The sequence below is a fragment of the Pseudomonas syringae group sp. 26L6 genome (genome assembly GCF_032587815.1).
Taxonomy (GTDB): Bacteria; Pseudomonadota; Gammaproteobacteria; order Pseudomonadales; family Pseudomonadaceae; genus Aquipseudomonas; species Aquipseudomonas amygdali.
Genome location: NZ_JAWHPJ010000038.1, coordinates 14295 through 39302 on the forward strand (window position 1 = coordinate 14295; position 25008 = coordinate 39302).

The following is a 25008-nucleotide window of genomic DNA, read 5'->3' on the forward strand; positions in this document are numbered from 1 at the left end:
AGCTTTCACGTTATGGCATTGCTGAAACGACTGGCTGAACATGATCGCCCCGTTCTGCCCTTCACCCTCGATGGGCAACCGGCCAATGGTCTGTTGGGCGACACCGTGCTGACTGCGGTATTGACCGCCAGTGAGCACCTGCGCGGCAGTGACTTCAGTGCCGAGCCGCGCGCCGGGTTCTGCATGATGGGCGCCTGCCAGGACTGCTGGGTAAGACTCGGCAACGGCCAGCGAGTGCGTGCCTGTTCGACGCTGCTGGAAGCTGGCCAGGCGATTATTCGTGAACCGGGGCGGCGGCCATGAGCAAAGACCGCGTTGCCATTATCGGCGCCGGCCCAGCCGGGATTCGCGCTGCCCAGACGCTGCTGGAGCACGGTGTCAAAGCCTGCCTGATCGACGAAGGTCTGCGCGGCGGCGGGCAGATCTATCGTCGCCAGCCAGAGAATTTCCAGCGTTCGGCCAAGGCGCTTTACGGCTTTGAAAGCGGCAGGGCCGTTGCGCTGCATCAGGCGCTCGATGCACTGACAACACAGATCGACTACCGACCGCAGACGCTGGTGTGGAACGTCGAAGGCAATCAACTCGATACCCTGCACAACGGAACAGTCGCAACCCTGGATTTCACCCGACTGATTGTCGCCACAGGTGCCACCGACCGCATTCTGCCAGTGCCCGGCTGGACACTGCCCGGCGTGTATAGCCTGGGTGCAGCGCAGATCGCACTTAAATATCAGGGTTGTGCGATTGGCGAACGCGTGGTGTTTTGCGGCAGCGGCCCCTTGCTGTATCTGGTCGCCTATCAATATGCCAAGGCTGGCGCGAACGTGCTGGCGGTGCTCGACAGCGCGCCGTTTTCAGCCCAATGCAAGGCGCTGCCTGCGCTGCTCGGCCAACCGGCAACCCTTGCCAAGGGCCTGTATTACCGCGCGTGGCTGAGTGCGCATGGCATTCCCGTGCACCAGGGCGCATACCTCACACGCATCAACGGTGACAAACGCGTAGACGGCATTCACTGGCAACGCAACGGCCAATCAGGCCACCTGGCCTGCGACGCAGTAGCCTTTGCCCATGCGCTGCGCAGCGAGACACAACTGGCCGACCTGCTCGGCTGTGAATTCGGTTGGAGCCCGCTTAACCGAGCGTGGCTGCCCATTCGCGATGACTGTGGGCGCAGCAGCGTGCCAGAAGTGTATCTGGCAGGCGACGGTGCTGGAATCATGGGCGCAGACGCGGCGGAAATGGCCGGAGAACTGGCCGCGCTCGGGCTGCTGCAAGACAGCGGTGTCACCGTCGACGCCGTGCGTATCAGTGACCTGCAAACCGCACTGCAACGCATCGAAAGCTTCCGCCACGGGCTGGAAACCGCGTTTCCGTTCCCCGAAGACTGGGCTGCCAATGTAGCGGATGACACGCTTGTGTGCCGCTGTGAAGAGGTCTCTGCGGGCGATATTCGTACCACCGTGCAGGACGGCCATTGGGAGATCAACCGGGTCAAGGCCATGTGTCGGGTGGGTATGGGCCGCTGTCAGGGCCGGATGTGCGGCCTGGCAGCCGCCGAGATCATCGCCCGCGAGAGCGGCCGGCCAGTTGAGCAGGTCGGCCGTCTACGCGGCCAGGCACCGATCAAGCCACTGCCGTTCGGCCTGGAGATGCTGCCCGTGGACAAACAATCAGCGGAGACACAACCATGAGCACGCTGATTGAAAGCGATGCGATTGTTATCGGCGGCGGCATCGTCGGCTCGTCGGCAGCCTTGGCGCTTGCACTGAAGGGCAAGCGTGTCGCCTTGCTGGAGCGCGACTTTTGCGGCTCGCACTCCAGCGGCGTCAATTATGGCGGCGTACGCCGTCAGGGCAGGCCCTTGTCGCAACTGCCCTTGTCGCAACGGGCGCATCAGATCTGGAGCGGCCTGTGCGATCTGATCGGTATCGACGGCGAATACCAGCGCTCCGGCCACCTCAAACTGGCGCGCAGCGAGCAGGACATGGATGCGCTACGCAGCTACGCCGAAGCCAGCCAGGGGTTCGGGCTGGATTTGCAACTGCTGGATCGAGAGCAACTGCGCGCCCGTTACCCTTGGGCGGGCGATGTCGCCGTCGGTGCATCGCTATGCGCCGACGACGGGCACGCCAATCCGCGTCTGGTATCGCCCGCCTTTGCCCGCGCAGCTCGCCGGGCGGGCGCTCAGGTATTCGAGCAGGCGCCGGTCAGCGAAGTCAGTCACGACGGCAACGCCTTCATCGTCACGACCGCCAGCGGCCTGACACTGCGAGCCCCCTGGCTACTGAATTGCGCTGGCGCCTGGGCAGGAGCGCTGGCGGCACAATTCAACGAACCGGTGCCGATGTATTCGGGGCATCCGGCGATGCTGGTGACAGAACCACTGCCGATGTTCATGGACGTCAGCACCGGTGTCGAAGGCGGCGGCATCTATGCCCGGCAGGTGGCACGCGGCAATTGCGTGCTGGGCGGCGGACAAGGCTTTGCCCTCGGCCCGGCACACGCCAGACCAGGACAGGCGGCAGTGCTCGACATCCTGCGCAACGCCGTCGAACTCTACCCGCCACTGGCCGGTGCCCAGGCCATTCGCACCTGGAGCGGCACTGAAGGCTACCTGCCTGATCGCGAACCGGTGCTGGGCCCGAGCCTGACAAGACCAGGCCTGCTGCACGGCTTCGGCTTTGCCGGGGCAGGCTTTCAGATCGGCCCGGCCGCGGGCGAAGCGCTGGCCGAATGGGTCTGCGGCGGTGCCTCAACGATCTCGCTCGAGGCCTTTTCCATCGGCCGCTTCCGCCAGCCAGCTAGCCAACCCACAGAGATAGAACCCGCTACGAACGTCATCCCATTGCACAGAGGAAGGTCGTCCCTATGAAAAGCACCAAACGTCTCGCCCTCACCAGCCTGTCATGCCTGCCCTTGGCTGCCGCACTCGTGTCGTTGCCTGCCCAGGCCGAAACCACGCTGTACCTGGGCATGAACGGCGGAACCATGGAGCGCCTGTATGCCGATCAGGTGCTGCCCGCTTTCGAGAAGGCCAACAACGTCAAGGTGGTGATCGTGCCCGGCACCTCGGCCGACATCCTCGCCAAGGTGCAGGCGAGTAAAGACAACCCGCAGATGCATGTCATCTTCCTCGATGACGGCATCATGTACCGAGCCATTTCCATGGGCCTGTGCGACACCCTGCAGCCCAGCGCCAGCCTGGCTGACCTGCCTGCCAAGGCAAAAATCAAGGAACAGGCAGCGGCCGTCAGCCTGGGTGTGACCGGCCTGGCCTACAACACGCGGATGTTCAAGGAAAAGGGCTGGAGCGCGCCCACCTCATGGATGGACCTGGCCGACAAACGTTTCAAGGACAAGGTGGTGTTCCAGTCACTGGCCTCCTCGACCTTCGGCCTGCATGGCTTTCTGATGTTCAACCGTATCCAGGGCGGCAGCGAGAAAGACGTCGAGCCAGGCTTCAAGGCCTGGCCGAAGACCATTGGACCGAACGTGCTGGAATACATCGCCAGTTCGGCGAAGATCTCGGAAATGGTACAGACCGACGAAGCCGCGCTGTTCCCGCTGACGCCGACGCAAGTGACCGCCTTGAAGATCAAGGGCGTGCCGGTGGAATACGCCTCGCCCAAGGAAGGCGGCGTGGTGTTGAACGTGGCTGAATGTGCAATCGCCAATAACAACCAGCCAGAGCTGGCCCAGAAGCTGGCGGCCTACCTGCTGACACCGGAAGCACAGGCACCTGCGTTGGAATTAGGCGATCAGATCCCGTCAAATCCGAAAACACCGACCTCCGAGAAGACGCGCGCGCAAGTCGAGGCCATGGAAAAGTACCTGGAAACAGCGGTAACCATCGACTGGGATCAAGTCAACCAGATCCGCCCCGAGTGGAACGCACGCTGGAGCCGCAGTATCGAGCGCTAGTCGCAAGCGGCAAGGTCAAAAGGCCGTGCCGTTTACAGGCAAACACCGGCTGATCACCGCCCGGCAAATTATTTCAACTTATTACCGCACAAGAGAGTCCCACCGTTACGCCCTCTTCTTGAGGCGCATTTAACGGTGGTTCTTTCTTTATGAGTTTTATTGTCTGCATGAGCGTGCTTGGCGTGCTCTTGATGCTATTGGCGCTCACGTCCTCGTACCTGCGCTGGATGCCGGTGACCACGTCAGCGGTATGCCTGGGATTCGGCTTTGGCATCGGGCCGATGGGCCTGGATATCGTCAATCTGGATTTCGAAAAATCCTACGAATGGCTGGAGCGCCTGACCGAGGTGGCGGTACTGTTTTCCCTGTTCGGTACGGGCATCAAGTTGCGCCTGCCGCTGCGCGGCAAGGCCTGGCACTCTGCCTACTGGCTGGCCGGGCCAGTGATGCTGGCGACCATTGCTGGCGTGACGGTCGCGGGGCACAACATCATCGGCCTGGACTGGGGCGTGTCGTTGTTGCTCGGTGCCATGCTGTCGCCGACCGACCCTGTACTGGCCGGGATGGTCCAGGTGAACAACGCCCAGGACCAGGATCGCCTGCGGTTTGGTCTGTCCGGCGAAGCGGGCCTCAACGACGGGACGGCGTTTCCGTTCGTGATCTTTGCCTTGCTGTACCTGAGTTCCGGGGGCGCAATGAGCGACTGGGTCCAGGGATGGCTGATCAAGGACCTGATCTGGGCGGTTCCGGCCGGTTTGTTGATTGGTTACGGCATGGGCCGCGGCGTTGGCCATCTGATGATCTTTCTCCGCATCAAGAACGCCGACAGCACCACATCACCCAATGACTTTCTGGCGCTGGCATTGATCGCCCTGGCCTACGTGGTCGCGCAAGGTGTGGGAGCCTTCGGTTTTCTTTCGGTCTTTGCCGCCGGATTCGGGCTGCGTCAGGCTGAAGTACGTGTCACGCGCTCAGAGCTGCCATCGGAGCATGTCGCGCAACCGGTCCTGGGGCATATGACTGCGTCCCTCGAACAGGGCACAGTAGCGCAGGGCGAAGACATGAGCGACTCGCAACTGGCTGCCGGGGTAATGATGGGGGATATGCTCGCGTTCGGCAGCCTGGTGGAACGCGCGATGGAAGTGTTGCTGATCACCCTGCTGGGCGCTGCGCTGGCGATGTACTGGGACTGGCGCGCGATTGGTCTGGGTATCGCGCTGTTCTGCGTGATTCGTCCTGCCAGCGTTTGGTTGCTGGTGAGTCGTCGCCTGCTCAACGTCCGACAAAAAGCACTGGTTGGATGGTTCGGTATTCGTGGGATCGGCAGTCTTTATTACCTGTGTTTTGCGTTGTCACACGGTCTGGCACACGATGTCGGCCACGTTGTGATCGGCATGACACTTTCGGTCGTAGCGCTGAGCATTCTGGTACACGGCATCAGCATCCAGCCTTTACTGGAACGCTACGAGCGCAGCGCCGCCGCCAACCCTGATTAACAGGCCTGCTACGGCAAAGGGCCATAGATGAGGTCGATGAGGGTATTGGAAGAAGCAATTGGACTGCGGCATTTCGACTCGGTAGCGTGGCGGCCATGTAGCAGGTGCATAGTCGCCAGTGCAAAGCTTGAGGCGTGCAGCTAATATGTGAGCAGGCTTGGGCACTTTGCCAGCCTGCGCAAAGGCCTGAATGCTGCACCTTGCAAAAGAGCTGAACCCCTGTAGCACGCTGGCCTCCAAACCTGGAATACAGCTCTCTCGATCATTTAGAAGGTGAAATGTCAGAACCCGTCCTGATGGACCGCTTTGCACGTAAAGTCGATTATCTGCGCATGTCGGTCACCGACCGGTGCGATTTCCGCTGCGTGTACTGCATGGCCGAAGAGATGACGTTTTTGCCTCGGCAACAGATTCTGTCGCTGGAGGAAATCCTTCAGGTAGCCGAGCGCTTCGTGGCGCTGGGTACGCGTAAAATTCGTCTTACCGGCGGTGAGCCACTGGTACGCTCGGGCGTCGTGGGTCTGTGCGAAAAGATCGCCGCCCTGCCCGGCCTGCGCGAACTGTGCATGACCACCAACGGTTCACAACTGGACAAACTGGCCGTACCGCTGTTCAAGGCGGGCGTCACCCGTTTGAACATCAGCCTGGACAGCCTCGACCCGCAACGTTTTCGCGAGCTGACCCGCACGGGTGATCTGCACAAGGTCATTGCCGGTATCGACGCCGCCAATGCCGCAGGTTTTGTGCACACCAAGCTCAACTGCGTGGTAATGCATGGTCGCAATGATCACGAGATCAACGACCTGCTGGCGTTCGCCATCGATCGCAATCTGGATGTCTCGTTCATCGAAGAGATGCCGCTGGGCATCATCAGCGAGCACAGCCGTGCCGAGTCCTTCTACTCCAGCGATCAGGTTCGCGAGCGCATTGCCGAACGTTACACGCTAGTGCCTTCCACTGACTCGACCCAGGGGCCGTCGCGCTACTGGCGTCTGGCCGAAGCACCAGGCATTCGCATTGGCTTTATCTCACCGCACAGCCATAACTTCTGCGGCACCTGCAATCGCGTGCGCCTGACGGTCGAAGGCCGCTTGCTGCTGTGCCTGGGCAACGAGCACTCCGTGGACTTGAAAGCGGTACTGCGCGCCAATCCCGGTCAGCCTGAGAAACTCGAAAAAGCCATCATCGATGCGATGCAAATCAAGCCGTGGAGCCACAACTTCACCCACGACGATGGCGTGCAGGTGGTGCGCTTCATGAATATGACGGGCGGCTGACAGCCGCACTGGTGGATAACGCCTCAGCTCATGAGGCGCGGTTTATTTGCCCGACTTGCGAAAGAACAAAGTGATCTGCCCGACTTCCACGCCCAGTTTGGTCATCGACGAACGATTGGCCATGGTCTGCTTGTCGATCAGGTACATCCAGTCATCCAGGCTCACGTCATACTCGGTGCCGTCCACCGGCAACCTGAGCACATAGTTCCAGTGGAAGCTGTTGCCTGACACCTCGCCATAGGCCTCGCCAACCACGTCACCTGCCGTGCCCTTCCAGCGCCCCGGACCATCGGGACGCAAGCGCCACTCCCGGACCTGCTTGGTGCCATCGCTGTAGCTGAAGGCCTCGTGCATGACCAGCACTTCGCCTTCACTGTGCCCGTCGATCACCACGGTAAAGCGCTTGGTGACTTCACCGGAGCGCTTTTGAAACATTCCCCAGGCCTCGACACGCCCGGTGAAGTACTGGCGCAGATCGAGCTTGGGCTCTTCCTGACTGTAACGGGTTACCGGCACACCGCCGCAGCCGCTCAGTACAAGCCCCGCAAACAACATCAACATCCACTTTCTCAGCATGCGCCCTCCTTGATGGGTCATGAGCCGGTACTGCCGAGCAACTGCTCACGCAGCTCGGGGTTACGGGTTTTCGGGTCAAGCCAGATGGAAAAGAAAGCCTTGGCGAACTCACTGTCGGGCACGACATGCTGGAGTTTGTCGCCGACATAGAAACGCGCTTCGCGGCCGGGCAGGTAAACCCCGGTAATCTTCATGCCCGGCTTAACATCGACAAATGACTGGTTCATTTGCTGACGCCATTGCGCCAGTTGCTGTTCGTTCACCTTCGACCCGGAAATACGCTTGATCTCATCGATGCTGGCATCGACCAGATCTTCGCGGTCAATATCGCGATGGTAAGTCAGCTCGAGAGCCAGCGGCGCATTCGCTACAAAGGGCTTGGCGGGACTAAGCAACCTGGCCGTGTAGACACGAAAGCCGAACAGGCTGAGATCACCGCCACCGACAACCTGGGCATTGGGCAATGCCTCCCGCCAATCCGCCGAAGCGCCAGCGCTGAGCAACATCACCAACCATAGCCATCGTGGCGCACGCATCGGCAACCTCTGTGTAGGTCAGGTGCTGGCGCTGCCATGAAAGCATCGGCAGGCCGGGAATGAGAGAAGCCAGATAACTGACTCATGGCCGGAATCTATACCAGCAAAAACACTTTGTACAACCAATAAGGCAATTACCCTTTCGGGCGCTGAAAATAAAAAAGCCTGTTCCCGATCAGGTTCGGGAACAGGCTTCAGGGCTCAATACTTATCGCACCTTGAATTCAGGCGACCTGAGAGTGTGCCTGCAGACGGCTCTTTTGCCATTCGCCTTTCAGCGCCTGCAGCGTATTTTCCACATACGTGCGGTCGGCCGCCGCTTTTTTGCCGACATAACCCTGACCGCGGCGAAACATCTTCAGCGCAGTGCGCATCTGTGGATGAGCGTCACGGAATTCGTCTTCCTGGGTGAATGGCGACATGGCGTCGACATGGACTTCACCCGAATCGGCAATCCATACGATGTGGTTGTCCAGCGTGTCTTTGCATACTGCAAACAGACGAGCCAGTTCATCAATAGTCGGTTGCTTGTTGATATTCATGTTGATGCTCCTTCGCTCGTAGACCGTTCAATAATTGATACATCAAGTTCATGCGCCAGAGCGTCATCAATGCGACACACGTAAGTGTTGGTCGAATGTCGCTCCAGCCCCTCAAGGACATGCAGGTAGCCTTGATGAAGAGCCGCTACACAGCGGCATCAGCGCAGAGAGAAGAAGTCACGAAACCCAAAGACCTGACCCAGGATCGGCAATCGATCCATTACAAGCATCATGAGGACGTTTCGCCAGCTTCTCGCCCATATCGACGACAAATGCCAGTTCAGCTCCATCAATCTGCCTTGTGGGCAGCCTACATCCGGGAACATCTCGACGGCTTGCCGAGCCTGTTCAGTACACTTTGCAGCGCTCCCGATCGGGGAGACAGCTGCATAATGCAAAAGGAAAACGGGTACGTCAACGATTATGTAGTGATTATTTTATAGCACTACATAATTATATGAGGGACGTGGGGTTACGTTAAAAGGTGACTGAATGGTCATGCTGGGCAGGCTCAGGGACATCGGCACGACAGCATCTGAAGACCAGCAAAAAGGCCTGAAAGTGTTCGCTTCCAGGCCTTTTCAAAACACACAAACAGCTTACTGTCAGCTCACTTTAAACCGTCCCACCAGCCCCTGCTGCTGCTCAGCAAGCCTGGCCAGTTCACGACTCGTGACCGCTGTCTGCTCGGCACCTGCACTCACCTGGATGACCAGCGAGTTGATGTCGTCGACGTTGCGGTGGATCTCTTCGGCCACCAGGCTTTGCTCTTCAGCGGCCGAAGCGACCTGGATGTTGCGGTCGCTGATGGTCGCGATGCCTTCGGCGATCTCTTCCAGCAGTTCGCCAGCGCGTACGACGTTGCTGGCCCCCTCCTGCGCCTTGCCCAGGGTTTCCTGCATCGACGCTGCTGCGCGTTCCGAGCCGGACTGCAGGTTGGCGATCATTTTCTGGATGCTGACGGTAGAGTCCTGAGTCTTCTTGGCCAGATTGCGTACTTCGTCGGCAACCACCGCAAAACCACGCCCCTGCTCGCCGGCACGTGCAGCCTCGATGGCTGCGTTGAGCGCCAGCAGGTTGGTCTGGTCGGCGACGCCACGAATGACATCGAGCACCGAGGAGATCGAGTTGCTCTCGCCCTTGAGCTCGTCGATGATCCGCGAAGTCTCTTCAGCCTGCACCGAGAGTTCCTGAATCAGGCCGATGGTGTTGTCGATTTCGGTCTTGCCCTGCACGGTGCTGTTGTTGACGCGTTGCGACATCTCGGCCGCGTCGGTGGTGCTGCGCGCTACATCCTTTACCGTGGCGCTCATCTCGCTGATGGCAGTAGCGACCTGATCGGTACCCTGGCGTTGTTGCGCCACGTTCTGATTGGTTTGCAACGCCACTGCGGAGGACTGCTCGGCAGCGGTGGCAACCTGCGCCGTGGCGCTGCCGATTTCGCTGATAACCTCACTGATCTGATGCGCCATGTTGTCAAGATTGCGTGAGATCTCGCCAAACTCATCCTTGCCGATATAGCGGGTCCGCGCGGTCAGGTCGCGGGTGGAAAGTGCCATCAATGTGCGGTTCACATCGACAACTGCGACCTTGATGTTGCGGATGATGACCGACGCCAGCCACAGCACTACGATCAGCATCAGGACGACAGTAGCAACCGCCACATACAGGCTGCTTTGAGCAGAGCTGCGCGCATCCGTTGCCAGGCCGACCACGTTCTGGCCAAGCTCTGCTTCTACCTGAGCCATCATGTCGATACGCACGGTGGCAAGGTTGAACCAGTCTTCCGGCTTGACGTTGAGCGGATCACCCATCGGGGTATCGAAACCCAGGCGTTGCAAGCGCGCCACTTCCAGCGAGCCCGGCTGCTGCATGACGTCATTGAGTTTGGTCTTGAATACTTCAGGGGACCAGCGTTGAAACGCTTCGAGGTAACCGGAGAACTCTCCGAGGTTACGACTGAAGCGTGACAACAGGGGCGCGTCAAAGCGGTTCTGGTTGAATGCCTGGCCGAGCAGCACGCGCTCGCGACCGGCACGTTCCTTCATGTCGATGAACTGGTTGAGCGAACTCAGGCCACGCAGTATTTGCGGATCTTCGATACTCGCCTCCAGTGAATAGGAGAACCCGACAAGTGTTTTGATAACGTCGGTGAAGCGCGTAGAGGACTCGGTGTTGTTGATCCCCAGCGTATCGATCTTGAGGCGCAACGCAGTCAGGTCATCCAGTGCACGGTAGACTTTGTCCGGACCGGGAATACCGTCGGTCGACTGGGCACGCATCTCGCTTATCGCCTTGTCGGTTTCCTGACGGAAGGTCTTCAATTTGTCCTGCATGGACTTGCCGCCGCTGCCCAGAAACACGCCGCTGGCACCGCGCTCGCGCTGGATGGTAGTGACCACGTTGCTCAGTTTCTGTGCAACTGCGGTGGCTGTTACTGCTCGCCTCATGTCACCGAGGTTTTCGCTTTTGTCAGCGACGAACAAACCTGCAAAGGCCAGGAAGCCCAATAGGGGGAATATTAAAATAAGCAGCAGTTTCATACTCAAAGGAGCATTTCTAAGCATTGCAGACCTCATGACGTGCAGACTTTTCTATAAAGGCTATCCAGGGCGTAACGTTCTGTATTCGTCGACGTTTTTTTGTCGCCAGGGACAATTGGTTTATCAGCCTGCCGTAGCCGGTCTTGCTTCCGTATCACTGTCTCGGCCGCCTTCCGGGAAGCTTTACCCACTATTTGAATTTGTTAATTCAAATAGCGAACTTGATAAAGCAGAGGGCGTGAGAAGTTTGGATCCGCAAAGAAATGACCGCCTGGAGCGGTCATGATGAGAAGATAAATATAAAACACCGAGAGTGTCACCTGTAACAGCGACGACAATCTCGATAGAGAGAAGTTGCAACTTTTTTCTATTAAACCCATACGTTTTTATAATTGATTAACGCAGGTTGGTTTTCGCCAGCTCCAGCACCTCACTGCCCCGCCCGCTCATGATCGCGCGCATCATGTACAGGCTGAAGCCCTTGGCCTGGGCCAGCTTGATTTTCGGCGGGATGCCCAGCTCCTGCTTGGCAGTGACCACGTCGATCAGCACCGGACCGGGATGATCGAACGCCTTGCGCAACGCTGCAGGTAGCTCTTCGGCATTCTCGACACGCAGGCCGAGAATGCCTGCGCCCAAGGCGATGCCGGCGAAGTTGGTTTCATGCAGGTCGGTGCCGTGCGGCACGTAGCCACTGGCTTTCATTTCCATGTCGACAAAGCCCAGCGAGCTGTTATTGAACACCACCATTTTGATCGGCAGGTTCAGTTGGCGGATGCTCAGCAGATCTCCCAACAACATGGACAGACCACCGTCGCCACACAAGGCTACGACCTGACGATCCGGATGTTCGGCCTTGGCCCCCAGAGCTTGTGGCAAAGCGTTGGCCATCGAGCCGTGGTTGAACGAGCCGAGCAGACTGCGCTTGCCGTTCATGTGCAGGTAGCGTGCGGCCCACAGCGTTGGCGTGCCGACATCGACGGTAAAGATTGCATCGGCGTCGGCCTGTTCATCGACCAGACGGGTGAGGTATTGCGGGTGAATAGGTGTACCGTCTGGCGTAGGCGTGGCCAGCTCGTCCAGTTCTTCACGGGCCTTGGCGTAGTGCTTCAGGGCCTTGTCGAGGAAACGGCGATCGGTGTGCGGCCTGAGCTTTGGCTGAAGCGCCTCCAGGGTTTCCCGCACCCCGCCCACCAGACCCAGCGCCACCGGCGTGCGACGCCCTAGCTGGGTCGGATCGAGGTCAATCTGGATGATGTCGGCTTTTTCGGGATAGAAATTCCGATAGGGGAAGCTGCTGCCGAGAATCACCAACGTATCGCAGGACAGCATGGCGTGGTAGCCGGAGCTGAAGCCGATCAGGCCGGTCATGCCGACGTCGAACGGGTTGTCGTATTCAACGTGCTGCTTGCCACGCAAGGCATGAACAATGGGGGCGCCCAGCGTGTCGGCCAGTGCAAGAATCTGCTCGTGAGCACCTGCACAGCCTGCACCGCACAGCAAGGTCACGGCTTTCGAGTCGTTGAGCATGTCGGCCATCGACTGCAAGTCGTTGTCTGCCGGGACGACAGCTGGCGGCGTGGGCTCAATCCATTTCGCAGCTACATCAGGGGATTCGCTGAGCGCTACATCGCCGGGCAAGACGATAACGGCAACACCTTTCTGGCTGATCGCCGCGCGCATGGCACGTTCCAGCACACGGGGGAATTGCTCGGGGTTGCTGACCAGTTCGACGAAGTGGCTGCACTCCTTGAACAGCTCCTGCGGGTGGGTTTCCTGAAAGTAATCCAGGCCGATTTCCGAGGAAGGAATGTGCGCAGCAATTGCCAGCACCGGCACGCGGTTGCGATGGCAGTCGTACAGGCCATTGATCAGGTGCAGGTTGCCCGGTCCGCAGCTGCCTGCACAGACCGCCAGCTTGCCGCTGGATGCCGCTTGGGCACCGGCGGCGAAGGCTGCGACTTCTTCATGACGGGTGTGCATCCAGCGAATCGAATCGGTGCGTTCCAGGCTGTCGGTCAGGCCGTTGAGGCTGTCACCGGACACCCCCCAGATGTGGGAAACACCTGCCGCTGCGAGGGTTTGCGCAAGATGGTCGGCGATGGTCTTGGACATTAGGGGTTCCTTGTCGAGGCAATAATGAATTCGGTAAAACGCGCGCAGCGCTCTGCTACGCCTGTTGTGGTCGACCCGATGAATTCTCGACAGTTCAGAAAACCTGAGCCCTGTTCAGGGCTCGGTCAGACAGTTTGCATTGGCAAACAATTCAGGCGTGCGGGTTACCCGGCGCCTTGGCAGGGACTGCGTATTGCGGTTTGAGCTTGCCCTCGCTGTCGAGCAGCCAGGCATCGAGAATTTCCCGGACCACAGGGCCCGCGACTCGACCGCCCGCCTCGCCGTTCTCGATGGTCACAGATACCACGATCTTCGGGTGGTCGGCCGGTGCGAAGCCGACGAACAAGGCGTTGTCACGGTTACGCTCCAGCGTCTTCAGACGGTTGTAACGCTCACCCTGCTTGATCGCCACCACCTGCGCCGTACCGCTTTTGCCGGCGATGCGGTACTGCGCGCCCTTGGCGGCATCGCGCGCAATGCCGCGCGGGTCGTGCATGACCATCTGCATGCCGGTGTTAACCTGATTCCATTCATTGGGATCGCGCAGCACGATGTTTGGCATCGGGTGCTCATCAAGCGGCACGTCATGACCTACTTCCATCGCCAGGTGCGGCCGATGCCAGACGCCTTTGCTGGCAATCAGTGACGTGGCCTGGGCCAGTTGCAACGGTGTGACCTGCATATAGCCCTGACCGATACCGAGAATCACCGTTTCGCCGGGGAACCATGCCTGACGACGCGTGGCCCGCTTCCATTCGCGGGACGGCATAAGTCCTGCAGACTCCTCGAACATGTCCAGCGACACCTTCTGGCCGATACCGAACATGGTCATGTAATCGTGCAGACGGTCGATGCCGAGCTTGTGCGCCACCGTGTAGAAATAGGTGTCATTGGAACGCATGATCGCCGTGTCCATGTCCACCCAGCCATCGCCGCTGTGGTTCCAGTTACGGTATTTGTGGTCGAAGTCCGGCAGCTGGAAATAACCGGGGTCGAAGACCTTGGTCGAGGCTGTGACCACACCGCTGTCGAGACCGGCAATCGCCACCTCCGGCTTGACCGTCGAGCCCGGTGCGTAAAGGCCACGCAGCACCCGGTTGAACAGCGGCCGGTCAATGGAATCGCGCAGCGCAGCGTACTGCTTGAAGCTGATGCCGGTGACGAACAGGTTGGGGTCGAAGCTTGGTTTGCTGACCATCGCCAGCACTTCGCCGGTTTCCGGGTCCAGCGCAACCACCGAACCACGTCGATCACCCAGAGCGTTTTCCGCTGCGGCCTGCAAATGCGCGTCCAGCGTTAGGGTGATGTTCTTGCCCGGCACCGGGTCAGTATGTTTCAGCACCCGCAGCACGCGGCCCTGGGCGTTGGTTTCGACCTCTTCGTAGCCTACGTGGCCGTGCAGCTCGGATTCGTAGAAGCGCTCGATACCGGTCTTGCCGATGGATTGAGTGCCGCGATATTCGTTGTCGAGATGCGACGCTTCTTTTTCGTTGATACGCCCGACATAGCCAATCGAATGAGCAAAGTGTGCGCCCAACGGGTAGTGACGAACGAACTGCGCTGCCACATCCACGCCCGGTAGCAGGTACTGATTGACCGCCAGTATGGCGATCTGCTCCTCGGTCAGCTCATAAAGCAGTGTTGCGGGCTCGAACGGGTGACGAACCTGTTTCAGTTCCTTGTCGAACAGAATCCGGTCTTCGTCGGGCAACTCCAGCAGGGTCATCAGTTCATCGATCACCTTGTGCCAGTCACCGGCGCGTTCACGGGTCAGGGTCAGGTTGAAACTGGGGCGATTGTCAGCGAGCACTTCGCCATTGCGGTCAAAGATCAAACCGCGCTCGGGCGGGATCGGCAGCACGTGAACACGGTTGTTTTCGGAAATGGTCGAGTGATAGTCGAACTCGGTGACTTGCAGGAAATACATGCGCGCGACCAGACAGGCAGCCAGCAGGCCGACCAGCACCGCGCAGGCAATCAGGCGCTGATTGACCAGCCGCGTCTCTTTTTCGTGGTCTTTCAGGGGAATTGGATTGGGCATTTCTACAGCTTCTCGGTGAAGGGCAAACGGCGCAACTAAACGTGTATATAAAGATTTCGGCGCGCACCATACCAAGAAGCGGCTGATTGCAGGCGATCAAGCCGACAATCGCAGGATGAAAAATCTGTCAGAAAAGACTCATTCGGGCGTGATCTGCAGCGTATTCGACACTTCACGGGCCTGCATAATGCGCGGCAGATTGGTCTCGATCCAGGTGGCGAGTGTTTCAACCTGCAAGGCGACTTCTTCGCCCATCGGGGTCAGCCGGTATTGAACATGCGGCGGCACTACCGGCAGTGACTTGCGGCTGACGAAGCCGTCCTGCTCCAGGTGCTGCAGGGTTTGCGCGAGCATTTTCTCGCTGACCCCGCCAATTTTGCGCCGCACCTCGCTGAAACGATGCATGCCGCCGCGCAAAACCACCAGCACCAGCACGCCCCAACGGCTGCAAACATGGTTGAGCACAATCCGTGAAGGGCAGTCAGTGGCCAGTACCTGCCCCTGACGAACGAAGGCCAGCATGGACTCGACCGTTTCAGACTGTGGATGCGAGGCAGATTCACTCATAGCACTTACCTTTTTGTACGTACTTACGAAAGGTAAGCATCATGACTATGCTGGCGCTTCCTTTCAACCTGATTCAAGGAATCCTTCCATGATCGTTGTCACCGGTGCCACTGGCCAGCTTGGCCGTATCGTCATTGAACAGCTGCTCACTCGTGTACCTGCCGGGCAGATCATTGCCGCAGTCCGCAGCCCGGAAAAGGCCAATGACCTATCGGCAAAGGGCATTCAAGTTCGTCACGCCGACTATTCGCAGCCGTCGACGCTGGACAGCGCGTTTGCCGGTGCCGACAAAGTGCTGCTGATTTCTTCCAGCGAAGTGGGCCAGCGCCTGCCGCAGCACAAGGCCGTGGTTGATGCGGCGAAACGCGTCGGGGTCAAACTGCTGGCTTACACCAGTGTTCTGCATGCAGACGCCTCGGCACTGGGCCTGGCCAGAGAGCACCGCGAAACCGAAGACTACCTGCGCGCCAGCGGGCTGCCTTATGTCCTGCTGCGCAATGGCTGGTACACCGAAAACTACACAGCAGGCATTCCCGGCGCGCTGGGCCATGGCGCGGTCATGGGCTGTGCCGACGAGGGCCGCATCAGTTCGGCGTCGCGCCTCGATTACGCTGAAGCTGCGGCGGTGCTGCTGACCTCCAGCGAGGATCAGAGCGGTCGCGTGTACGAGCTGGCTGGTGACGATTCCTACACACTTGCTGAGTTCGCTGCCGAGCTTTCAAAGCAGGCCGGCAAGACTCTGCCTTACGTCAACCTGCCGCAAGCCGAATTCAAAGCCGCGCTGATCCAGGCAGGCTTGCCAGACTTCGTTGCGCAGTTGCTGGCTGATTCCGACGCGGCCGCAGCCAAAGGCGCGCTGTTCGATGACAGTCACCAGTTGAGCGCACTGATCGGCCGTCCGACCACCAGGCTCTCTGCAACCATCGCCCAGACCCTGCAAGGCTAAGCGCGGCAAACCCGATCGAATGATTTGCAAACGTGAGGGTCCCAGTTGTTACGAGGCATTAAGCCATCGCCTGATACCAAAGACTGGGAGTCTTTACATGAATAGCAAATCGTTGATCGCCTGCATGACCTTGCTCGGCTGCTTCTCCGCCGTCACCCTGCCCGCTCACGCAGAGACGGCGGACCCGAAAGTCACCGAATCCAAGGACAATATGCACGAACTGGAAATCGGTTCCCGCGTGCCGGAAAAATATCGCCGCAGCGATCTGGAAGTAAAAGACTGGAAAAGCAAAGGCCTTGAAGCACCAGCCAAGGAAAGCGAATGGGTGAAGATCAATGACAAATACGTCCGCTTTCAGAAGGTCAACGGCAACATCATGGATATCGTGCCGGTGAAGAAGTAAGGTTCAACAAGTATGCACAGCGCTATGGAGCACAAGCCTGGCGCTAGTGTTTCATATATAGGCTCATTGCAACTGAGCCTGGTGCCAATGCCACGCATTGGCACGCTGCACTGCGGGCATAGCTCGTCGCAAACAGCCCCTCCACCAACCAAAACCATTGCTTTTTTGTCCGCATGCCTTACAAATGCAGTGTTGCCAGCCTGTAACATCACTGCCACCTTCTCTGCGAGCCTGCTCCATGTCCAGAACCGTCGCCATTGCCTTCGCCTGCCTGCTTTCATCAACGGCCCAGGCCGCCTGCCCCGCCGCGACCCCGGTCGATACAGCGCGCTGGGTCTACGAAAAGCATCAGGACTTCTACCTCAGTGGCAAAGGCTCGGCTGATTACCTGTCCAAGCCTTTGCTGGGCTTGCTGAAAAAAGACTGGGCCTGTCAGAACGGTGATCAGTGCGCAGTCAGCGCCAACCCCTGGACCGACGCGCAGGATGGCGATGTGCAGAAGCCCATCGACTGGAAGCTGGTGTCCAATTCCGACAAGCAGGCGGTGGTCGAGATGACCTACAACCTGGGCTACAAAGACGCCCCGCAGCAGCCGGTCACCAGCCAGACCACTCGTCTGTTGTTGACTAAAAATGCCAGCAGTTGCTGGGTGCTGGACAATCTTCAAGGGCCGCAGGGTGTCGCACTGATGCAGACCTTGGAGGAATTTCCTTACGAAGGTGATTGATCGGCCTTGAAACAATCCGTCATTCTCGGTATCACAGGCACTTGAATTTCACGAGCGAGCACCATGAATACCTTTGAGCAATCGATTATTGAGGCTGCGCAGGCCGCCACGCCCAATAACACCGATGCCGAACGCGAAGCTGCCAGAATTGCCGCCACGCAGGCAGTGGCCGAAATCATGTCCAGCCGCAGCGGGCTGGACCGTACCCTGGCATTGGCCGAGTTGCTGGATTCCTACTCGGAACATGACGATCAGGAAGACGATTAGGCTGGGCGGCAGCGGGCAAAAATTTATTACCTGTTTATTTACCTGCCACGCTAAAGAAAGCTACTGTAGCGGTCGATAATTCGATTGAGGGGGTTCACACAGCCCCCATTCATTTAGTCATTTAGTGCGCTCGGATGCGACCTATAGGGGAACCATCCGTGCAAGTCGAACAACTGAAAGACATCCAGGCCTACGTCAGGCGCACCGCCGACGACCTTGAACGCGTCTCGGCCAATCTTGCCGGACATCTCTTGTACCTGGAGCGTACTTCTCGCCCGCATGAAGCGCAGGAAGTCAGCGAGCGGATCGTCGGCTTGCGTGCGTCAGTCGATGGACTTCGTGGCGTGTTCCGGTAACTGATCATTTACCTTTCCCCGGCCTGCGACAGCGGCCTCGCTACTTCCTCCAGAGACTTGCGCTCGGCAGCCGCGCCCCATATCGACTGCACCAGCGCCGCGAACACCATCAACCCTGCCCCGATCAGATAGCCGATCAGCACATTGCTGCGTTCGCCGGTTTCTATCAACTCACCAAACAACGTAGGGCCTATCATCCCGCCCAGCCCCGTACCGAAGGCGTAGAACACTGCAATCGCCAATGCGCGGATTTCCAGCGGAAAGGTTTCGGCCACTGTCAGGTAGGCCGAGCTGGCCGCTGCCGAAGCAAAGAAGAAAATCACCATCCAGGCAATGGCCTGCTGGGTTACGTCCAGCAGACCTTGCTCGAACATATAGCCACTGATCGCCAACAGCACGCCTGACACACCATAGGTCAGGCTGATCATGACACGCCGCCCCACCACGTCAAACAACCTGCCCAGCAGCAGCGGACCGCAGAAATTACCCAGCGCCAGCGGCAACACATACCAACCGACGCGCTCGGACGGCACGCCATAGAAGTCGGTCAATACCAACGCATAAGTGAAGAAAATCGCATTGTAGAAAAAAGCCTGCGCCGTCAGCAGCGTCAGGCCAACCAGCGATCGCTGGCGAAACGTCACCAGCAAGGTTCTGGCAACCTCCCCCAGCGGCGTGTGGTCGCGCACGTGCAGGCGCAAGGGTTTGCCCTGCACGGGAGGCAGCACATGGCCCTGGCGCTGCAAATCGGCCTCTATCTGTTCAACGATCTTTTTCGCCTGCGCGGCCTGGCCGTGAATCAACAGCCAGCGTGGGCTCTCCGGCAGCCACAGACGCATCAGCAGCACCAGCAGGCCCAATACCGCACCGATCCCGAAACACAGGCGCCAGCCCAGTTCGGCACCTACCCATTGCGGATCGAGCAACACAATCGAGCCAATCGCGCCCAGCGCAGCACCCAGCCAGAACGTGCCATTGATGGTCAGGTCGACCCAGCCCCGGTAACGCGCCGGGGTAAATTCCTGGATCGTCGAATTGATTGCGGTGTACTCGCCACCGATACCCATGCCGGTCAGAAAACGGAACAGCATAAAGCTCCAGACACTGAATGAAAACGCCGTGGCGGCCGTGGCACCGACGTACAGCAGCAAGGTGATGAAGAACAGTTTGCGACGCCCGAGACGGTCCGCCAGCCAGCCAAAAAATAATGCGCCGAGTACGGCACCGGCGATATACGCGGCACCCGCCAGGCCCACGTCACTGTTGGTCAGGTTGAGCGCCGGACTGGCTTTCAGGGCGCCAGCCACCGAGCCTGCAAGGGTCACTTCCAGGCCATCGAGCAACCAGGTGATACCCAGCGCCACAACCAGTAAGGTGTGAAACCGCCCCCAGGGCAAGCGGTCCAGACGGGCCGGCAAATCGGTTTCGAACACTGCACCCTTTTCATCGGTTGTGGTCATTTCCGGCTCCCTGACAGCGAACATTGGTGTCAGGTTTGAGAGTGACTTACGGCGATCAAGTTCAGCTCACCCAGAACCACAGCAGCGTCAGATTGGCCGCCGAGATCAGACCGAACAGACCCCAGGCGGCAATCTTGACCAACCGACTGTTGACGAACGGCCCCATCAACTGCGGATCACTGGTAAAGCGAATCAGCGGCCAGAGTGCAAACGGCAGTTGCAGGCTCAGCACCACCTGGCTGAGCACCAGCATCTTGCCGACCGAACTGTCACCCAGCCAGATCACGCCGATCAGCGCCGGAATCAGTGCCAGTGCGCGAGTAATCAAGCGCCGCTGCCAGCAAGGAATTTTGGCCTGCAGAAAGCCTTCGAGCACCACCTGCCCGGCGATGGTTCCCGTGAACGTCGAACTTTGCCCTGCCGCCAGCAAGGCGACGCCGAACAGCACGCTGGCAATGGCACCGCCGACCAATGGATCAAGCAGGTGATAAGCGTCCTGAATCTCGACCACTTCGGTATGCCCGGTCTTGTGAAACGCCGCAGCCGCGAGGATCAGAATCGCCGCATTGATAAGCAGCGCAAGGCTCAGCGAACCGATAGTGTCCAGCCGGGCGTAGCGAATGGCAGTGGCCTTGCTGGCCAGGTCAGCACCATTGACCCGGGTCTGCACCACCGACGAATGCAGATAAAGGTTATGCGGCATGACCGTGGCACCCAGAATACCGATGGCGATATACAGCGGCTCCTGGCTGCTCAGTACATCCCAGCTCGGTTTCAGGCCCGCCACCACATCCGGCCAGAATGGCTTGATCAGAAACAGCTCGATGGCAAAACAACTGGCAATGGTTGCAATCAACCCCAGCACGATAGCTTCCAGACGCCGGAAATTGGCGCCCTGCAAGGCCAGCACGATCAGGGTATCGAAAGCGGTCAGCGCTACACCGGTGGTTATCGATACGCCCAGCAACAGATGAAACGCCAACGCCGCCCCCAGCACCTCTGCCAGATCGGTGGCGATGATCGACAGCTCTGCCAGCAGCCACTGGCCTTTGGCGACATTACGGCTGTAGCGGGCAGCAGACAGCTGCGCCAGATCACGCCCGGTGGCGATGCCAAGTCGGGAACAAAGGTTTTGCAAGACCATTCCCGACAGACTGGCGAGCACCACCACAAACAACAATGAATAACCAAAGCGTGAACCGGCCTCGATAGCCGTCGCCCAGTTGCCGGGGTCCATGTAACCGATGGAAACCAGCAGGCCTGGCCCCACGAACAGCATCATCTTGCGTAGCAAGGATGCGTTCGGCGGGATGGTCACGCTGTCGGTGGTCGCCGATGGGCAGAAAGGGGCTGTTGCAGTGGTGGGCAGTTTGTACGTCACGGGAACCCGACAGGCAGAAAATCAAGACCCTCATCCTAAGGTTTTGCGACACATGTTGATACATCATTGGCGGCTTCATGCCTGCTGTTTTGACGCTTGCTGGTCTTTGAGGCTGGCACTGCATTGCTAATCTCAAGCTATTTCAACGGCGTACAGCCTGAGCTAACCGGTATAAACACTCAAAAACCGCACCAACTAAACAATTATTAATCTTTTAGGGGCCATTAACCGCATTAAAAGACCATTCATTACAAATTGTAAAGAGTACCATTCAGGCATCTACAAGAACTCAGGATGGCCATCGATGAACTCATCACCTCGCACAGGTGCACCCAAGGGCGAACAGCTGCGGGCAGCGTATATCTCGGCGCGAATTGATCGACTGCCTGCGGTTGCCACTATCTGGAAACTGGTCGCCCTGCTGTCTATCGCCGGTTTTTTCGAGCTTTACGACCTCTTTCAGACGGCCTATATCAGCCCCGGCCTGATTCGCGACGGAATCTTTGCCACGGGAAACCAGGGCCTGTTCGGCTTTTCCGATCAGGCAGCCTTTGCCTCGGCGACCTTTCTGGGTCTGTTTTTCGGTGCCAGTCTGGTTAGCCCGATTACCGACCGTTACGGTCGCCGCGCAATTTTTACCTTCGCGCTGATCTGGTACACCATTGCCACGGTGATCATGGGTCTGCAGACCTCCGCTCTGGGCGTGATAGGCATGCGCTTTGTAGTGGGTATCGGCCTGGGCGTCGAGCTGGTGACCATCGACACTTACCTGTCGGAACTGGTACCCAAACGCATACGCAGTTCGGCGTTCGCCTTCGCATTTTTCATCCAGTTCCTGTCAGTCCCCAGCGTGGCGCTAATGTCATGGTGGCTGGTGCCGCAGGCACCCTTCGGCTTTTCCGGATGGCGCTGGGTGGTGATTGGCAGCGCGGTATTTGCGCTGTTTGTCTGGTGGCTGCGTTCAGCACTCCCAGAATCACCTCGCTGGCTGGCGCAGCAGGGGCGTTTCGACGAAGCCGAACTGATCATGGACGGAATTGAAGCACGTTGTATCAAAGACCAGGGCAAGCCGCTGGATGAACCTGAACCGGAGAAAGTCGCGCTGTCAGGCAACGGCCGCTTCGCTGATATGTGGCAACCGCCATACCGTCGTCGTGCACTGATGCTGATCGTATTTCACGTCTTCCAAGCCATTGGCTTCTTCGGCTTCGGTAACTGGCTGCCCGCCCTGCTTTCTGGCCAGGGCCTGAGTGTCACACACAGCCTGGGGTATGCGTTCGTGATCACGCTGGCCTACCCGCTCGGCCCGCTGCTGTTCGTGAAATTTGCCAACCGCTTCGAGAACAAATGGCAAATCGTCGGCTCAGCGTTGGGAGCGATGATCTTCGGCAGCCTGTTTGCCTTCCAGACCAGCGCGGCAGGCCTTATTTTCTGCGGGATCATGATCACATTCTGCAACGCATGGCTGAGCTTCAGTTATCACTCGTATCAGGGCGAGTTGTTTCCGACCAACATCCGCGCACGTGCCGTGGGCTTTTGCTACTCGTTCAGCCGCCTGTCAACGGTGTTCAGCAGCCTGCTGATCGGGATTTTCCTCGACCACTTCGGCACACCGGGCGTACTGGCGTTCATCGTTGGCAGCATGCTGATCGTGATCATTACCATTGGCCGGTTCGGACCACGTACACGCCATCTGGCGCTGGAGCAGATAGCCCACCGTTGAGTGAACTGACCGAGGAGTGGGTTCAGGCCTGAGCCCACTCCACATTGGTGACACCAAAGTGTTCCGCATAAGGTTTGGACACTTTGGCGACTTTCTCCAAACGGTATTTCGGTATGCGCGCAAGACCCGCGTCGACACTTGCACAGTGCCAGGCTTCAGCGTTGTCCATATTCTCGGTGCGTATATAAAAACTCTTGAACGAACCGTTCAGCAGATAATCAATGCGGTAATGCTTTGGAAGTGCCATTGAAAGCCTGATCCTTTTTTCAGCAGTGGCTTGAAGTATAGGTGACTGCATTCACTGCAAAGAAATTCATTCTTTTTTCAATATCGGCGACCAACGAACATCCCCATTCGGATATATCAGCGAATACCCAGGCGCTTGGCAAGTCGATTGAGATTGGCTCTGTCCACCGCTAAATCGCGCGCCACTTCTGCCCAACGGCCTTGATGTCGTTCAAGACAATCAACAATCAAAGAACGCTGAAAAGCATCCACCGACGCCTTAAGCCCTGCCCCCTGCGCAGCCGCTGAAAGGGCTTTTTCAGCCGTGGGCAGTGGCGTGGCAGACGCCGAGCCGTCGAGACCCAGCGCTGGCCCTTCGACCGTCAGGATGCGCGGCTTTTGCGGATGGGCAGACAGCGCCTTGAGCACCGCCCGGCTGATCAGGTGCTCCAGCTCACGAACGTTACCCGGCCAGGGGTGCGCGAGCAGCAGCCGCTGCGCCTCGGCGCTCAGGCGCAGCCCACGTAGCCCCATGCGCACACGGTTTTCCTCGAGAAAATAGCCAGCCAGCAGCAACACATCCCGTCCGCGCTCGCGCAGTGCTGGCACGAGCAGCGGGTAGACGCTCAATCGATGATAGAGATCCGCCCGAAACCGGCCGGAGCGCACTTCCTCGGCCAGATCACGATTGGTGGCAGCGATGATGCGCACATCCACATGGTGTTCCTGATCAGCACCGACCCGTTGCAACTGACCACTTTGCAGCACACGCAACAGCTTGGATTGCACCGACAATGGCAGCTCACCCACCTCGTCAAGGAACAACGTACCGCCATCCGCCAGCTCGAACCTGCCGCTACGCCCATTGACCGCCCCGGAAAAAGCGCCTTTGACATGCCCGAACAATTCGCTTTCGACCAGCATTTCAGGCAGCGCGGCGCAGTTGAGGCTGATCAGCGGCTTGTGTGCCCGCGGCGAGTGCAGATGGATGGACTCGGCCACCAACTCCTTGCCGACACCGGTTTCACCCATGACCAGTACCGTCAGCGGGCTGTTGCCGACCAGTTCAATCTCCTGCTGCATACGCTGGTGAACCGCGCTCTGACCAATCAGCTCGCGAGGTGCTCGCCCTCCGGCAGCGCGCTTGTAGACCTCGGCCAAGTGGCGCTGATCTTCAAAACCCCGCGCCAACTGGTTGATGCGCTCGCCCGCCATGACCGTTGCCGCGGCGAGGCTGGCGAAGGCCTGCAGGTTATCCAGATCGACGCTGCCGAAGCTGGAAGGGTCCAGCGAATCCAGGGTAATAAGCCCCCAGGGCCGCCCCTGAACAGACAGCACGCAGCCCAGGCAATCATGCACTTCCAACGCGCCATGACCGTCGACCAGCCCGTCATAAGGGTCCGGTAAATCGCAATCGGCAGCAAAGCGCAGCGGCCCGTCACTCGCAAGCAACGCCTCGAAGCGAGGATGCTCGCTGACCCGGAAGCGACGACCGAGCGCGTCCGGGCTGAGACCGTCGACCGCCAGCGGAATCAACACATCACCTTCAAGCCTGAGCAGTGCTGTAGCGTCGCAAGGCAGCCAGTGGCGCAGCGAGCACAGCAGACGCCGATAACGCTCTTCGTCCGGCAGTTCTCTGGACAGGTCGGACACCAACGGTATCAGCTCACGCAACAGGGGGTGGGTCATTACGACTCCAGCAGACGGCCAACAAAGGCGTCATTATGACTCGCCAGGCTGAATAAGTGGTCACCGCGATGTTTATCCAGGCTCGCCCGTTCTGGCACCGTATGTCGAACACGTTGTATCAACGCGCGAATCAGAGCCACCGCCGTTAATCAGCCCTCTGAAATGACTCATTAACTTTACAGTTTCCGTACCAGATTCCGTTATTTGGTCAATCAAT

General features: G+C 58.8%; 23 protein-coding genes. 12 read left to right on the top strand and 11 right to left on the bottom strand.

From position 1 onward, the window contains the following. Nucleotides 1-12 precede the first annotated feature (12 nt). The 6 genes from RYA97_RS17360 to moaA all read left to right on the top strand — a co-directional run bounded on the left by RYA97_RS17360 (nucleotide 13) and on the right by moaA (nucleotide 6694). Nucleotides 13-303, top strand: a complete 291-nt coding sequence (locus tag RYA97_RS17360) for a (2Fe-2S)-binding protein (RefSeq protein ID WP_002553787.1) — start codon at nucleotides 13-15, stop codon at nucleotides 301-303. Beyond that, nucleotides 300-1691: an FAD/NAD(P)-binding oxidoreductase gene (locus RYA97_RS17365; RefSeq protein WP_316892770.1), complete on the top strand. Its 1392-nt coding sequence runs from the start codon at nucleotides 300-302 to the stop codon at nucleotides 1689-1691. Before RYA97_RS17360 ends, RYA97_RS17365 begins: the two co-directional genes overlap by 4 nt. Beyond that, nucleotides 1688-2872 carry an NAD(P)/FAD-dependent oxidoreductase gene (locus tag RYA97_RS17370; protein WP_117139785.1) on the top strand — a complete coding sequence of 395 codons (1185 nt, stop codon included), beginning with the start codon at nucleotides 1688-1690 and terminating at the stop codon, nucleotides 2870-2872. Before RYA97_RS17365 ends, RYA97_RS17370 begins: the two co-directional genes overlap by 4 nt. Then, nucleotides 2869-3921 carry an ABC transporter substrate-binding protein gene (locus tag RYA97_RS17375; RefSeq protein WP_316892772.1) on the top strand — a complete coding sequence of 351 codons (1053 nt, stop codon included), beginning with the start codon at nucleotides 2869-2871 and terminating at the stop codon, nucleotides 3919-3921. Before RYA97_RS17370 ends, RYA97_RS17375 begins: the two co-directional genes overlap by 4 nt. 149 nt (nucleotides 3922-4070) lie before the next feature. Beyond that, entirely contained in the window at nucleotides 4071-5417 is a 1347-nt protein-coding gene (locus tag RYA97_RS17380; RefSeq protein WP_005783061.1) for a cation:proton antiporter, read from the top strand. Between the two features lie 278 nt (nucleotides 5418-5695). Continuing rightward, entirely contained in the window at nucleotides 5696-6694 is a 999-nt protein-coding gene (moaA, locus tag RYA97_RS17385) for a GTP 3',8-cyclase MoaA (protein WP_005783063.1), read from the top strand. Between the two features lie 42 nt (nucleotides 6695-6736). Here moaA and RYA97_RS17390 read toward each other — a convergent pair whose 3' ends face one another. From RYA97_RS17390 to RYA97_RS17420, 7 genes are all read right to left on the bottom strand, one after another. After that, nucleotides 6737-7270 (bottom strand): DUF3833 domain-containing protein, encoded by a 534-nt coding sequence (locus RYA97_RS17390; protein ID WP_005783065.1) that lies wholly within the window; start codon nucleotides 7268-7270, stop codon nucleotides 6737-6739. Nucleotides 7271-7287: 17 nt separating this feature from the next. Then, nucleotides 7288-7806, bottom strand: a complete 519-nt coding sequence (locus RYA97_RS17395) for a chalcone isomerase family protein (RefSeq protein WP_057404686.1) — start codon at nucleotides 7804-7806, stop codon at nucleotides 7288-7290. A 224-nt stretch (nucleotides 7807-8030) separates the two neighbouring features. Further along, the gene (locus RYA97_RS17400) at nucleotides 8031-8348 is read right to left on the bottom strand and encodes a hypothetical protein (RefSeq protein WP_005755789.1); all 318 of its coding nucleotides are present in this window, start codon (nucleotides 8346-8348) and stop codon (nucleotides 8031-8033) included. Nucleotides 8349-8953: 605 nt separating this feature from the next. Then, nucleotides 8954-10915 (bottom strand): methyl-accepting chemotaxis protein, encoded by a 1962-nt coding sequence (locus RYA97_RS17405; RefSeq protein ID WP_046832711.1) that lies wholly within the window; start codon nucleotides 10913-10915, stop codon nucleotides 8954-8956. A gap of 372 nt (nucleotides 10916-11287) precedes the next feature. Then, nucleotides 11288-13006 carry a ubiquinone-dependent pyruvate dehydrogenase gene (gene poxB / locus RYA97_RS17410; RefSeq protein WP_316892774.1) on the bottom strand — a complete coding sequence of 573 codons (1719 nt, stop codon included), beginning with the start codon at nucleotides 13004-13006 and terminating at the stop codon, nucleotides 11288-11290. A gap of 151 nt (nucleotides 13007-13157) precedes the next feature. Next, nucleotides 13158-15047 (bottom strand): penicillin-binding protein 2, encoded by a 1890-nt coding sequence (gene mrdA / locus RYA97_RS17415; protein WP_002553803.1) that lies wholly within the window; start codon nucleotides 15045-15047, stop codon nucleotides 13158-13160. A 138-nt stretch (nucleotides 15048-15185) separates the two neighbouring features. Continuing rightward, complete coding sequence (locus RYA97_RS17420) at nucleotides 15186-15614, bottom strand: winged helix-turn-helix transcriptional regulator (protein WP_005744192.1); 429 nt, start codon at nucleotides 15612-15614, stop codon at nucleotides 15186-15188. Nucleotides 15615-15702: 88 nt separating this feature from the next. Between RYA97_RS17420 and RYA97_RS17425 the strand changes: the two genes are divergently transcribed. The 5 genes from RYA97_RS17425 (at nucleotide 15703) to RYA97_RS17445 (ending at nucleotide 18313) form a co-directional block, all read left to right on the top strand. After that, a complete protein-coding gene (locus RYA97_RS17425; protein WP_005744194.1) occupies nucleotides 15703-16560 on the top strand; it encodes an SDR family oxidoreductase in 858 nt (285 codons plus the stop codon). A gap of 97 nt (nucleotides 16561-16657) precedes the next feature. Then, complete coding sequence (locus tag RYA97_RS17430) at nucleotides 16658-16963, top strand: RcnB family protein (RefSeq protein WP_005744196.1); 306 nt, start codon at nucleotides 16658-16660, stop codon at nucleotides 16961-16963. A gap of 238 nt (nucleotides 16964-17201) precedes the next feature. Beyond that, the gene (locus RYA97_RS17435) at nucleotides 17202-17690 is read left to right on the top strand and encodes a DUF3828 domain-containing protein (protein ID WP_005733540.1); all 489 of its coding nucleotides are present in this window, start codon (nucleotides 17202-17204) and stop codon (nucleotides 17688-17690) included. A 63-nt stretch (nucleotides 17691-17753) separates the two neighbouring features. Beyond that, entirely contained in the window at nucleotides 17754-17957 is a 204-nt protein-coding gene (locus tag RYA97_RS17440) for a hypothetical protein (protein ID WP_002553810.1), read from the top strand. 158 nt (nucleotides 17958-18115) lie between these two features. Continuing rightward, the gene (locus tag RYA97_RS17445; RefSeq protein WP_002553811.1) at nucleotides 18116-18313 is read left to right on the top strand and encodes a hypothetical protein; all 198 of its coding nucleotides are present in this window, start codon (nucleotides 18116-18118) and stop codon (nucleotides 18311-18313) included. 8 nt (nucleotides 18314-18321) lie between these two features. On the opposite strand, the gene RYA97_RS17450 is transcribed toward RYA97_RS17445, so the two are convergent. Together RYA97_RS17450 and RYA97_RS17455 are read right to left on the bottom strand one after the other, a co-directional pair. Then, a complete protein-coding gene (locus RYA97_RS17450; RefSeq protein ID WP_016980410.1) occupies nucleotides 18322-19773 on the bottom strand; it encodes an MFS transporter in 1452 nt (483 codons plus the stop codon). 61 nt (nucleotides 19774-19834) lie between these two features. Next, on the bottom strand, nucleotides 19835-21142 hold the full coding sequence (locus RYA97_RS17455) for an Nramp family divalent metal transporter (protein ID WP_161938286.1): 1308 nt from the start codon (nucleotides 21140-21142) through the stop codon (nucleotides 19835-19837). A gap of 316 nt (nucleotides 21143-21458) precedes the next feature. Here RYA97_RS17455 and RYA97_RS17460 point away from each other — a divergent pair, with 316 nt between their 5' ends. Next, nucleotides 21459-22877, top strand: coding sequence for an MFS transporter (locus RYA97_RS17460; RefSeq protein ID WP_316892776.1), 1419 nt, complete (start codon nucleotides 21459-21461; stop codon nucleotides 22875-22877). Nucleotides 22878-22899: 22 nt separating this feature from the next. On the opposite strand, the gene RYA97_RS17465 is transcribed toward RYA97_RS17460, so the two are convergent. Then, on the bottom strand, nucleotides 22900-23124 hold the full coding sequence (locus tag RYA97_RS17465; protein ID WP_004658504.1) for a DUF6555 family protein: 225 nt from the start codon (nucleotides 23122-23124) through the stop codon (nucleotides 22900-22902). A gap of 116 nt (nucleotides 23125-23240) precedes the next feature. Beyond that, nucleotides 23241-24791, bottom strand: coding sequence for a nitric oxide reductase transcriptional regulator NorR (gene norR, locus RYA97_RS17470; RefSeq protein ID WP_316892778.1), 1551 nt, complete (start codon nucleotides 24789-24791; stop codon nucleotides 23241-23243). Nucleotides 24792-25008: the final 217 nt, after the last annotated feature.